Origin of the sequence: Atribacter sp., from assembly GCF_035418125.1 — a bacterium.
In the GTDB taxonomy this organism is placed as follows: domain Bacteria; phylum Atribacterota; class Atribacteria; order Atribacterales; family Atribacteraceae; genus Atribacter; species Atribacter allofermentans.
Genome location: NZ_DAOLQM010000032.1, coordinates 1 through 13,481 on the forward strand (window position 1 = coordinate 1; position 13,481 = coordinate 13,481).

Here is a 13,481-nt window from a genome sequence, read left to right on the forward strand (position 1 = left end):
GAATTTTTTCCTGTTCCGTCATGGTGAGGAGCAAAGCAACCTGGCAATCTCATCCTTAAAGTTTTTATAAAGAAGAAATTATAAAAAGATGAGATCCTCACGCCCTCAAAAAGCGAGGGCTCAGGATGATGGCATTTTTAATCATTAATGTATTTTCAGGATAGAATAAAATATTATTGAGTTACTCTTAGGAGGTGTGAAAAAATGTTAGGTGGTCACCAATCAAGAAAGCAATTTAAACAATTATTTTTAGGAAGTGCGATTTTTTTAGGGCTGGTTTTTATACTCCCTTTTGGAGTTTTTGCTGAAGAAACAAACAGTCCCCCTCTCACTCTCCCTGAAGCAGTAAAAATTGCGCTGGAAAACGGAAATGAAATGAAAAAAGTTCAATTTGATTTGCAGCAGAGTGAATTAAACTACAAAAAAACTAAAGCTGATTTACTTTTGGCTCCTTCGGTATTGAGCGATCTGTCCAATGAAACCGCACTATTAGTTGCCCAACGGAATTATGAAATTACTCGTTCCAATCAAATCCAGGTGGTCGAAGAAGCTTATTACAATATTCTCAAGCTCCAACGATCAGTGGTTTTAGCTCAAGATAATATTAATCGTTCTCAAAAGCAATTGGAAAATGTAAAAGCTAAATATTCATTAGGAATGGTTGCTCAGATTGATGTAATCTCAGCGGAATATGAATTGTCAAAAGCCCAGTCAGACCTTTTAAATGCAGAAAGTAATTTACAGATAGCCAAAATGAATTTTAACCAGCTTTTGGGGAAAGACCTAAATAGTCCTGTAGATTTGGCAAGTGAATTGATTTTTAATCCCTCAAATATTGATTTGAAGGAAAGCGTTGAATATGCTTTGAAACATCGTCTAGAAATTAAAAAAGCTGAGGATGAAGTAGTTTTAAAAACCAAAGAGGTTCAGGTTAATACTAATGATTACACACCGGTTATCAGCCAGCAACTATCTCATATAGGATTACAGATTTCATTAGTTAACCTTGAAAACATTAAAAATAGTATTCAAGTTGAGTTGAAACAAAACTATGAAGTGCTAAGAACTGCAGAACGAGCTGTTCCACTGCAGGAGAAAAGTTTAACCCGGGCTAATGAATACCTGAAAATAGCAGAAGCACGATATGATGCCGGAGTTATTACCAGCATTGAACTTATTGATGCTCGAAACGAAGCATTTCAAGCAGAAAACGCTTATTTACAAGCGGTATTTGATTATAATGTTGCCAAATCAAAATTTTATAATTCTTTAGGAATGTCATTAGAAGAGCGGATGAAAGTATTTTATGAGGAGGGATCGGAAACAGTTCGTCAAAAACAAGAAGCTGGAGAAGAAACAGAATCATCTACTGATTAAAAATTATGAGAATGGAGGAAAAATATGGCAGGTGTTGTTGGAATATATCAAGGGAATCAAATCTCTCTGATTGAAAAACTTTTACCAGAAATTGCTTATCGAGGTAAATCGGGGAAGACACTTTTCCAAAACGGTTATTGTTCGCTCGGAATGATATGGAATGATTCCCAAGCGCCTCCCTTAAAATCGGGGAAAAATGAAATAATTTATGAGGATCAGGGTGGCGATGGGCGTTCAGTGAAAATTGTTTTAAGTCAGGAAAACATTGTTCTTTCTCGTGACTTTCTTGGTATTGCACCACTCTACTATGGTTGGAAAGATAATGAGTTCTTACTATTCTCTTCGGAAGTAAAACCTTTAATAAACCTAGTTCCAAAAGTCAACGAGCTTTTACCCGGACATGTATTTAATGGAAAAAACTCTGTGCCTCAAATTACATTACCGCAAGAATCAGTAACTAAAGATGACCCCAGTCAAATAGCTAAAAAGCTTTATAAGCTTTTATCTGAAGCAGTTCAAAAATGTATTTCAGCTCAGAAAATTGGATCTTTGCTGTCGGGAGGTTTAGATTCAAGTGCTATATCAGCCATTGCACGCCATGATATAAATACATTTCATACTTTTGCCGCAGGAGTGAATTCGGCTCCAGACCTTTTATATGCTCGTAAGGTTGCAGAACATATCGGTTCCATTCACCACGAAATGGTTGTAACTCAGCAAGATTTAATAACAATATTACCAGAAGTTATTTATCATCTTGAGTCGTTTGATCCGCTATTGGTCCGATCGAGTGTAACCAATTATTTAGTCGCCCGTTTAGCGGCTGAATATGTTCCTGCGGTTTTTTCCGGTGAAGGCGGGGATGAATTGTTTGCTGGTTATGAATATTTAAAATCAATCCCTCCCGAAGAGTTGACCGATGAATTAAGAGATATCACGCTTCGCCTTCACAACACGGCCTTGCAGAGGGTAGATCGTTGTGCATCGGCCTTTGGAATTATAGCTTATATACCTTTTCTTCACCCCGATGTTGTCCGTTTTGCTTTAAGTATTCCTCAGCAATATAAAATAAAAAACCAAGAAGAGAAATGGATTTTGCGATGTGCATTGGAAAATAAACTCCCAAATCATGTTCTTCATAGGAGGAAAGCCAAATTTTGGGAGGGAGCTGGGGTTAATGAAATATTAGCCTCCTATGCAGAAGAGAAAATTTCAGCATCAGAATTTGAAGAAGAGCATATTCTGCCCAATGGGTGGAAAATAAAGTCTCGGGAAGAATACCTTTATTATAAAATATTTATAGATTGTTTTGGTGAAATGAACTATCTTGATTGGATGGGTCGGTCAAAAACCTATTCTGAAAATTGACTTTTTTGTTTTTTTTAAAAAAAAAGTGTTTTTCCACTAAAGATACATTAAACTTCTTCAAGGAGAACTATGAAAGCTCCCCTTCTATCCCGAAAATACCATCAAATGAATTCCCCCATTGAGGGGGGTTAGGGGGGTGTGCCCTTAATCCGTCATCCTGAGCGGTGCTTTTCCGCGTGAGGATCTCATCTGGCGCAGCCGGCGTCATCCTGAGGCTTCGTATTCAGAAGCCGTGAGGATCTCATCTTTTTGTTTTTTATTCCTAAAAAAAATAAAAAAAAGGATACCAAGATTTATACTACTAAAAAAGGATTTTACTTATTGAAATCTCCCCTCGTTTTGAATTCCTTCTCAAAAGGGTTTAATAACCATTAAAAAATCAGATAGTAAATATTTAAGAAAGTGGTAATATGATTCATAAAAATTCATTACTATCACGGAGAATTTTCCATGGACAGTACCAATTTTACTCAAGATGAATTGGATGGTTCCCTTCAAAGTGGAGAAAATCAAGCTATTAAAAAAAATGACCAGGAAGAACTATTTCATATATTCACGTATAGTGAAAATCAATACCGAGAAATTAAAATAAAAGAGGCAGATGAAATAGATGATTTAAGAGATAGTCAGTCAATAACCTGGATTAATGTTGATGGTATCTGTCAGGAAAATATTTTAACCAAGATTGGATCGAAATTTGGTATACATCATCTCGTGTTGGAAGATATACTCGACACTACCCAACGCCCAAAAGTCGAAGATTATGAAAATTATCTCTATATTGTTGTAAAAATGATATATAGCCAGAACCAGTCGGATGAAATCATTTCAGAACAGGTGAGTCTTATATTAGGAGACAAATTTGTTATCTCTTTTCAAGAAGAAAAAAAAGGAGATGTTTTCGAAGAGATAAGAAATCGCATTCGTCTCGGTAGGGGTCGGTTGAGAAAAGCAGGAGCCGATTATTTGGTTTACGCTCTCCTGGATGCGATCGTCGATAATTATTTTCTCATGGTGGAACAAATCGGGGATCAATTAGAAGAATTAGAAGATGAATTGGTTGACCATCCTTCCTCAAAAATTTTACCGAGGATTCATTTTTTAAAAAGGAATATGATATTTTTTCGAACCTCTATTTGGCCCATGCGTGAAGTGATCGGTTCTTTAGAAAGACGTGAGTTTCCCTTTATTGAAAAATCCACCGTCGTTTATTTACGGGATATATATGACCATATTACTCAACTTATCGATACAATTGAAACTGATCGAGAATTAATTTCCAGTATGATTGATATTTACCTATCGAGTATCAATAATCGTTTAAATGAAGTAATGAAAGTTCTAACCATGATTGCTACCATTTTTATGCCCCTTTCTTTTATCGCAGGAATCTATGGCATGAACTTTCGTTTTATGCCTGAACTGTATTGGAAATGGGGGTATGCAATTACCTTGTTCACCATGGGAGGAATAGCGTTGATTATGTTATTTTTCTTTAAAAAGAAGAAATGGCTATGAGAGAATTATTCATTTTTCTTTTGGATTTAAGGATTCAAAATATGTTTTTGTATAAAACTTTAAATAAGCATTTGTAACCTGTGAGGAGGTTCTATTATTTATGAAAGAAGAGTCATCAAAAGGGACTCCCCCTTTAATCCGGAAAAAAGGTGGGAGTAAAATGCAAAAATCTTTAGGACCGGTCATTAATTTAGAGGAGCATGTTTACCCTGATTGGTGGCGAAGAATATTTAATTCAATTTATTTAAAAACCGATGCCGATGTTGTTGAAGATAGTGAAATAACCCGCAAAGAGGTCAATTTGTTTATCGAAGCTGTTTCACTATCTCCTGATGATAAAATATTAGATCTTTGCTGTGGTCAGGGAAGGCATTCTTTAGAGTTAGCACGACGAAACATGAAAAATATCTATGCATTAGACCGCTCCCATTACTTAATACAGAAAGCTAAAATTCAAACAAAAAAAGAGGGTTTAGGTATCCAATTTCGAGAAGGAGATGCGAGAAAACTTCCCTATTCAAGTGATTTTTTTGATGTGGTTCTTATTTTAGGAAATAGCTTTGGATATTTTGAGACTGTTCAAGATGATATTAAGGTTTTAAAAGAAATTTTCCGGGTTTTGAAGCCTTGGGGACGGTTATTAATAGATGTCGCTGATGGCGAGTTTTTAGCTGCCCATTATGAACCCCGTTCATGGGAATGGATTGACAAAAAATATTTTGTTTGTCGAGAACGATCCCTTTCGGCTGATGGTCATCGACTTATTTCTCGAGAAATAGTCAATCATGTGGATCGAGGAGTCATAGTTGATCAATTTTATGGAGAAAGACTTTACACTGAAGATGAACTCAGCCAACTCCTAAAAAATTCTGGTTTCAATGATATTGTTTTTCATGGAAAAATATCTTCAAATTCTCAAAGAAATCAAGATTTAGGTATGATGAAACAAAGAATAATCGTTAGTTCTCGAGTAAAAAAACCTTGGACCCCAGGTAAGAAAAAGTTACCACCAAGTATTCGACGAGTTGCAGTTTTATTCGGTGATCCAGGGAAGCCTGACATTTTAAAACCATCATCAGTTTTTGATGACGATGATTTTTATACCATAGACCAACTGAAATCAGCTTTGCATGAATTAAGAGAATATAGTTTTATATATCTCGATAATCATCAAAAACTGGTAAATAATCTCATTTCCCTGAGAGGGAAAATTGACTTGGTTTTTAATTTGTGTGATGAGGGTTTTAATAATGATCCTCGCATGGAGTTACATATCCCCTCTTTTTTAGAAATGATAGGAATTCCCTATACGGGATCCGGACCTCAATGTTTATCTTATTGTTATGATAAATCATTAGTAAGAGGAATGGCTCGGGAGATGAATATTCCAGTTCCGAAAGCGTTTTTTATTAAGCCGGAAGACACCATATTTGATCTCATGATAAATTTTCCGGTCATTGTAAAGCCAAATTTTGGTGATGCAAGTTTTGGAATTACCCAAAAAAGCGTAGCTTATAAAATTGAAGAATTGATGAATGCTATATCGGATATTCGTGGCCAGTTTGGTTATGATAAACCAATTTTGGTTGAAGAATTTATAACTGGTTCAGATCTTAGTTTAGGAATTATTGGGAATTCCCCCGAATCATACTTGGTACTTCCTTTATTGGAGGAAGATTATTCAGAACTACCGGTGGAATTACCAAAAATTTGTGGATATGAAGCAAAGTGGCTTCCTGACTCGCCCTATTGGAAAATTAAGTCGGTTAAAGCTAAAATTCATGAAGAGACTGAAAAATTAATCATAGGAAGTTCGTTGAAACTTTTTGAAAGATTGGAATGTCGGGATTATGTTCGTTTTGATTGGCGTTTGGATGATTTAGGGAATCCACGACTATTAGAAGTTAATCCTAACCCAGGTTGGTGTTGGGACGGGCATTTAGCTAAAATGGCAAAATTGGCTGGAATATCATATGCTGAATTGTTAGAATCAATATTAAAAGCAGCTGAGGTTCGTTTTGGGTTTAGGAGCTTAAATGGGGTAAAGAAAACTTTTAATAATGATCATCAAATAACTAATCAAGAAATAATTTTAAAATAAATATTATCAGGAGGTAGGTCATAATGAGGACTCGTCGATTAGGGAAAACCGATCTCGAATTAACGGTGATTGGATTTGGATCTTGGGCAATTGGTGGTGGAGGATGGAGACACGCCTGGGGCCCTCAAGATGACTCTGAGTCAATAACAGCCATAAAGAAAGCTTTAGATCTCGGGATAAATTGGATTGATACTGCTGCAATTTATGGTCTTGGACATTCAGAAGAAATAGTTGGGAAAGCAATCAAGGGTATTTCGAAAAAACCAATCATAGCAACAAAATGTGGTTTAGTATGGGATGAAATGAAAAATATTTCTAACCGACTTAAAAGAGAAAGCATTAAAGCTGAAGTTGAAGCAAGTTTAAGGAGATTAGATATCGGTACCATTGATCTCTATCAAATTCACTGGCCGATTCCTGATGAAGATATCGAGGAAGGTTGGGAAACAATGGCTCAATTGGTAAAAGAAGGGAAAGTTAGATATATTGGGGTATCGAATTTTAATGTATCCCAAATGAAACGAGCCCAATCAATTTATCCAATTGCATCACTACAACCTCCTTACAGCATGTTGAAAAGAGATATTGAAGAAGACATACTATCCTTCTGTAACCAAAACTCAATTGGTGTTGTTGTTTATAGCCCAATGCAAAAAGGATTACTGACCGGCAAAATGACTCGGGAACGGATTGCAAGCTTTCCGGCTGATGATCACCGAAGAAACGATCCCGAGTTTAATGAGCCATTAATTAGCTATAATCTTGAATTCGTGAATCAACTGATTCCAATTGCCAAAAAACATAATAAAACTCTTGCACAACTAGCAATTGCTTGGGCTTTGAGACGTCCTGAAGTGACGTCAGCTATTGCAGGAGCCCGACATCCGGATCAAATAGCTGAAACGGTTTTAGCGGGCGATTGGACACTTCCTCAAGAGGATATTGACAATATTGAGAAATTGTTCCGGGAGCGTAAACAAAAAATTATGAATAAATAATTACAAAAATCATAGAGGGTGAAAGCGTTACAATTGATCCGATAATTCTGCTTCGCCCTCTACCCTGAAAACACCAATATTGGTGAAAAAAGAATAAACAAAAAAAGAAAAAGGCACACCCCCCTTAGTCCCCCCCCTCAATGGGGGAATGAATTCAACAATTCCCCTCCTTGGGGGGTGCCGCTTTACGGCGGGGAGGGTGTTTTTTCGGTTTTTCCTCGATAACCTGAGAAAATTATAAAGAAATTTGATTAAAGTTGAGATCCTCACGCCCTCAAAAAGCGAGGGCTCAGGATGACATCGGTAGTGTTAGATGAGATTCTCACGTCGCATAATACGCTCCTCAGAATGACGGAGAAAAATCTCCCCCTCTCCCCTTCAACCTTTATTTTGCCCGATTAGTAGCGACATGCCATGGCATGTCGAATTTTGGGTTTTCATCTTCATCTGGTGCCACAACCTTAGCATGAGGGCTTATCATGTTTTTATTTATCCAATAGGGGGATAACACTCCCATTTACTTTTTTCATTTCGTTAAAGAAAGCCAGTAAGTTATTTATTGGGCAATCTGATCCAATTTCGTGTGATGCTGAAATTATATAATTGTTTTTAGAACCTAAAATTTCAATACAATTTCTTACTTCCGATTGAACGTCGGTAGGAGTGCCAAAAGGTAAAGTTTTTTGAGTACTTATTCCTCCCATAAAAGCGAGGTGATCGCCAAAACGGTTCTGAAGAAGTTGAATGTCCATTGCCTGTGGTTGGACGGGTATAAGAACATTGAGTCCAATTTCAATCATATCATCCAATATCTCTAAGACGTTTCCACAGGAATGATGGAAAACCGGTATTCCCTCTTTTTTGGCGACATTCCATATTCTTCCCAATCTTGGTTTAAGAAGGTCTTGCCAGGTTTTTCGAGCAATCAACAAACCCCTTTGAGTCCCATAATCATCCCCAGTATAGATTCCATCTACGCCAAGTTGGATCAGTTGACGAAGAACCTCGATTTGGTAATCAGTAATGAGATCCAAAAGCCTTTCTAATTCGGTTCGATTATCAATAAGATCAATCATGAAATTCTCAAAACCTCTCAATAACCAGGCTCGTTCCATAAGCACCCAACCCTGGGTTGAGAGAATAAAATATTCTTTTTTTTGCCAATCCTGAAGTGGAATAAAATCCTGATATAGAATTGAATTCTGGGGATCGGGGAATTGAAAGGAATTAAAGTTTTTCCAATCCGTTAACGGATGATAACAAGGGAGATACCCTTCCGATTTAACAAGATCCCATCCAACTCCAAAAACATCGTAGTCAACCCCCTTTTCTTCATCCAATTTTACTTTTTTATGGGTATCGATATAGAGGAAATGGTTTCCTAAAAGTTCAGGGAGCTCCTTTTCCTGGATTTGAAAATGGTTGAGAAATTCTTTTTTCATTCTCCAGGTAAAATCGATTTGATGAGGAAGCCGATCGCTTTTTTGGTGATGGATAGCGTGATTGACTCTTTCTTTTTTGGTCAAAGCAAACCCTCCTTTTTCAGAAATGGGAGTCCAGCTGCACCCATAACACTCGCTTTTCCCTTGAAAGTCCCGAGTTTCAAATCAGGAAGGGAGAACGACCAGAATTGATGTTTAACATAATAAGATTCAACGAGCTTGAGCCAGAAATCACCGGACTCGGAAACTCCACCTCCTAAAACGATGGCTTCTGGATCAAAGATTTGAGCAATGTTAGCCAGACCAATTCCAAAATAATAAGCAGCTTGATGGACAATATTGGTATAAGGGGAAACATTCTCCAGGGCTTTTTGCATTATTACAGCACCGCTCACCGGTTTTTTAGTTAAATGGTAAGCTTCTCTTTCCATGGCACTTCCCGAAGAGAGAGCCTCGAGGCACCCGGCGTTGCCACATCGACAAAGGGGGCCACCAGGTTCAACAATAATGTGGCCTAATTCGGCAGAAATGCCTCTTGCTCCACGAATGAATTGTCTTTCCCAAATTAAAGTTCCTGAAATTCCAGTACCGACACTTACATATACCAGGTTCCGATATTTTTTCCCAGCTCCGAAAAATACCTCAGCGATGGCACCGCTCCGTACATCATGTTCCAAGTAGAATGGAAAATTTAATTTTTCAGAAAGAATCTGAACAACCGGAACGTTTCGCCAGTTGAGATTTTCTGAATAAACCATAACTCCACGGTTTATATCAATTAATCCTGGGCAAGCAATTCCCATTCCAACTAACTCATTCTGTTTTTTTAGTTTTTTCATAAGTAATTGCGCTAATGAGGCAATATCATTTAAGACTTTCTCTATCCGTCTTTCTGTTTCTACTGGTATTTTTTCGTAGGCAAGAATATCCAGTTGTTCATTTACTAATACTCCAGCTATTTTGGTTCCTCCTAAATCTATTCCTATTGAGTACGCCAAAACTTATCTTCCTTTCTAATATTTTTTTATGAGCTTATTTTTAGTGAAGTAATGAATTGTATTGCACTTCATCATACATAACCGATAGGATTTTATTGATGTATCAGATTGAATATGATGAGTTATTCCTAAAATTAATATAACAATAAGAGCAATAGGTATAATTATAAAGTTACAATTTAAATGATTACGAATTCAAAATACCCTTATGGCTGTTTTTCCTTTATTTAGTTGGAAATACCTTGATAAAATTTGGCAAAAACTCAGTAAAAAAAGAAGATAAGAACCCTATAAACGAGGACTAAACTGAACTATTGCTAACCAAGATCCAAAAAAATGAAAATTAGAAAATATTTAGTGATAATTAGCACTAATATATCATATTATATAAGAAAGTTTTGATATCCAAACCAGACTTTAAAATAAGGTTTTTTCAATTTTGATAATATTTTCTATAAAAACTTTGAAATTGAATTTTTAACAAAGAAAAAAGGATGATTTGAAAATGAGTCGAATTGGTATTTTTGGAAATATTGTTACCCCTCAGCTAGTGGTTGAAAATTCAATGCTCTTAATTAAAGATAAACGAATCGCGGGAATAATACAATCGAATGAACCAGAACTAAAAATTGATATAAGGTATGATTATTCAGGAAAATATCTTTATCCAGGTTTGATTGACCTTCATCTCCATGGTGTTTTAGGTCAGGATACAACTGATGGTGATAAAAATGGTTTACAAAAAATGGCAAAATACCTAACAACCTGTGGAGTAACAGGATTTTTAGCTACAACTGTTTCTGAAAGTTATTTACGACTTAGAAAAGCCATTGAAACAGTATCTAAATTGGACAAAATTCATAATTCTTGTTCAAAAATTTTAGGCATCCATTTAGAGGGACCTTATTTATCTGAAGGACGAAAAGGTGCACATAATGCAAAAAACCTAAGAGTGCCAGATCTTTCAGAGATGAAAGAATTTTTGGAAATAGATCCCGGCTTGATTAAAAGAATTACTTTAGCACCCGAACTTCCGGGGAGTTTAGAGCTTATAGAATATTTAAGTAAACAAGGTGTTTGCGTATCTTTAGGCCACAGTCAAGCCGATCAGGAGACCTGTTATTTGGCTTACCGCAAAGGAGCACATTTAGTAACTCACTTATTTAACGGTATGGATCCACTGAATCACCGGAAGCCAAATTTACTTTCTTTTGCCCTTGGTTTTGATGAGATAACTGTTGAACTCATAGCAGATATGATTCATATTCATCCGGATATTATTAAAATTGCCTTAAAGTGTAAAGATGAAGATCACTTTATTGCAGTAAGTGATGCTGTTAGGCCAACTGGTTTTAAGGATGGTGAATATGAGTTTGGAGGGGAATTGATGGTTGTTGAGAAAGGAATTGCCCGAATGAAATCAACGATGAGTTTGGCGGGAAGCACCTCTCCCCTCAACCGGTGCCTTGCCAATTTACGAGCTCATTTTCAAATATCACATCCACGATTAGCAAAAATTGGAAGCCTTATCCCCGCTCAGCTTATAAAGATGGAACATCAAATTGGTAGTCTTGAAATCAATAAAAATGCCGATATTGCTATATTCGATGACCAATTTAACTGCCATGCTACCTTTATTAATGGTGAGCAGGTTTTTTAATTAAATAAGTGCCCGGCGCATAATATTAATGGACATATCCTCTTTTTTGGCATTCATTAAGAAATTCATGATATTTTTCTTGATATTTAAGGGATATTGTTTTTTGGGGCTCGTAGACCTCGTTAATTTTCACCATTTTTTGACTGGCAAGCGATAGGCTTCCATGCAAATAAGAAGCAGCGATAATACAAGCACCCATAGCGGATTCAGTTGTTTTCGGGAGAAATATTGGTTTTGATAGGATGTTGGACCGTATTTGACACCAAATAGGGCTATTTGAACCGCTTCCTGAAGAAAAAACTCTTTGGATTGGGGAAGACCCTAATTTTTCCAATATATAATAACTATATTTTTCAATATATCCTACTCCTTCAAGACAAGCAGTGTAAAACTCGAGTCGACTTGATTCTTTCCGAGATTGGAAAAACTCAGCTTCAGGTGAAGCAAAAGGAAGACGTTCCCCCTTTCTGGTTAAAGGATACAAAATTAGTGATGTAGGAATGGACATTTCCACTACCCTACTATCCCATTCTTTTAAATTTTCATTTGTAAAAAATTTTTGTAAACATTCACCACCAGTATTGCTGGCACCACCGGGTAACCAATAGCCGGCAGGATGAAGATGACAATAAATTCTTCCTTTGATATCTTTGATCAATTTCTCAGAAATTCCACGAATAACTAAAGTAGTTCCAACAGTACTCGAGATATCACCTGGTATCCTTGCACCAGATGCAAAAAAAGAAGCTGTTCCATCTGTAGCTCCAGCTATTATTTTCAAAGAAGGTTTAAATTGAAATTGCTTGGCGATTGAAGCCTTTATGATACCTGATTCTTCTCCGGTTTTTACAACCGGAGGAAGCTTTTGAATATCGATTTCTAATTGATCCCGAATAAAGTTTGGCCATTTCATTTCCAAAAGGTCAAAACCCATTTTAAGTGAATTGGATATATCAGACTGAAAAAGACCACCGGTTAGTTTCATTAGTAAAAAATCACCGGCATGTAAAAATATTTTAGTTTTATCATATATTTCAGGAAGATGATTTTTAAGCCAAACTACCTTACATAGAGCAAAAGAAGGATCAAATTGATAACCAATTTTTTGGGTAAAATCCTTAGCTACCCTGTTGATGTATAAGGATTCCTCTTTTGCCCGACTGTCATTATACATAATAGCAGGAAGAAGAGGCTGACCATTTTCACCAATAGGTATGATAGTTCCAGATGTAGAATCTATGGAAAAACAATGAATATCATATGAAGAATATCGGTTATTTTTTAAATCACGCAAAGTTTTTTGAATGCAAATTTGGGTTTTATCCCACCATTCATTGGGATCTTGTTCAAATCGATCTCCAAATTTATTTGAAGAAAGAATATTTTCTTGACCATCAGCAACAATATTACCCTCAAGGTCTGAAACCAAACATCGTATGCCCTGAGTTCCACAGTCGATACCCATGACTAAAGCATTATCTTTACTCATTTTTAAGGCCACCTTTTATAAAGAGTTATTCATCAACATCAAGACCCGTAAACTTTTTCACTATCCAAGCAAGAAACCAATACCACATTTTATCTTTTCTCAAATTTTATTAAGGTAGAATACCTTCTTTGAAACTAGGTCACTTTGATAGATAATCATATTCTATCCTGAAAATCTATATGCTGGCATGATAAATCAAGCCCTACAAAAGAATTAAAATATGGAGGGGCACAATAAATTGTACCCGACTAATGTAGCGACATGCCATGGCATGTCGAATCTTGGATTTTCATCCTCATCTGGTGCTGTAAAGCAACATGAGAGTCTATCCTGAAAATACAATTTCAAACAAATTCCCGTTATATTGGTTTCTCACTTTGGCTAAAGAGAGATATTTTTGGATTCGATTCTTTTCCAAAAACTCAAATCCCCCTAACCCCCTTTTCTAAAGGGGGAAATTCATTTCTGAATAGTTATTTTCATCCTCATCTGGTGCCATGAAAGTGGTATGAACATCTATCAATATATTA

9 protein-coding genes are annotated in these 13,481 nt (G+C 36.3%); 6 read left to right on the forward strand and 3 right to left on the reverse strand.

Annotation, left to right across the window (positions count from 1 at the left end):
- The first annotated feature begins 204 nt into the window (after positions 1–204).
- The 5 genes from PLK24_RS03325 (at position 205) to PLK24_RS03345 (ending at position 7,362) form a co-directional block, all read left to right on the forward strand.
- The gene (locus PLK24_RS03325; protein WP_324476346.1) at positions 205–1,377 is read left to right on the forward strand and encodes a TolC family protein; all 1,173 of its coding nucleotides are present in this window, start codon (positions 205–207) and stop codon (positions 1,375–1,377) included.
- A gap of 24 nt (positions 1,378–1,401) precedes the next feature.
- A complete protein-coding gene (locus PLK24_RS03330) occupies positions 1,402–2,745 on the forward strand; it encodes an asparagine synthase-related protein (RefSeq protein ID WP_324476347.1) in 1,344 nt (447 codons plus the stop codon).
- A 450-nt stretch (positions 2,746–3,195) separates the two neighbouring features.
- Positions 3,196–4,263, forward strand: coding sequence for a magnesium/cobalt transporter CorA (gene corA, locus PLK24_RS03335; protein WP_324476348.1), 1,068 nt, complete (start codon positions 3,196–3,198; stop codon positions 4,261–4,263).
- A 160-nt stretch (positions 4,264–4,423) separates the two neighbouring features.
- Positions 4,424–6,364, forward strand: a complete 1,941-nt coding sequence (locus PLK24_RS03340; protein ID WP_324476349.1) for a methyltransferase domain-containing protein — start codon at positions 4,424–4,426, stop codon at positions 6,362–6,364.
- Positions 6,365–6,387: 23 nt separating this feature from the next.
- Positions 6,388–7,362: an aldo/keto reductase gene (locus tag PLK24_RS03345; RefSeq protein ID WP_324476350.1), complete on the forward strand. Its 975-nt coding sequence runs from the start codon at positions 6,388–6,390 to the stop codon at positions 7,360–7,362.
- Between the two features lie 485 nt (positions 7,363–7,847).
- Here the strand turns inward: PLK24_RS03345 and PLK24_RS03350 are convergent, their stop codons facing one another.
- Positions 7,848–8,888 carry a uroporphyrinogen decarboxylase family protein gene (locus tag PLK24_RS03350; RefSeq protein ID WP_324476351.1) on the reverse strand — a complete coding sequence of 347 codons (1,041 nt, stop codon included), beginning with the start codon at positions 8,886–8,888 and terminating at the stop codon, positions 7,848–7,850.
- The gene (locus PLK24_RS03355; RefSeq protein ID WP_324476352.1) at positions 8,885–9,802 is read right to left on the reverse strand and encodes an ROK family protein; all 918 of its coding nucleotides are present in this window, start codon (positions 9,800–9,802) and stop codon (positions 8,885–8,887) included. The genes PLK24_RS03350 and PLK24_RS03355 overlap by 4 nt, the downstream gene beginning before the upstream one ends.
- Before the next feature lie 505 nt (positions 9,803–10,307).
- Here PLK24_RS03355 and nagA point away from each other — a divergent pair.
- On the forward strand, positions 10,308–11,462 hold the full coding sequence (nagA, locus tag PLK24_RS03360; protein ID WP_324476353.1) for an N-acetylglucosamine-6-phosphate deacetylase: 1,155 nt from the start codon (positions 10,308–10,310) through the stop codon (positions 11,460–11,462).
- 25 nt (positions 11,463–11,487) lie between these two features.
- Here the strand turns inward: nagA and PLK24_RS03365 are convergent, their stop codons facing one another.
- Positions 11,488–12,951 (reverse strand): FGGY-family carbohydrate kinase, encoded by a 1,464-nt coding sequence (locus PLK24_RS03365; RefSeq protein WP_324476354.1) that lies wholly within the window; start codon positions 12,949–12,951, stop codon positions 11,488–11,490.
- Positions 12,952–13,481: the final 530 nt, after the last annotated feature.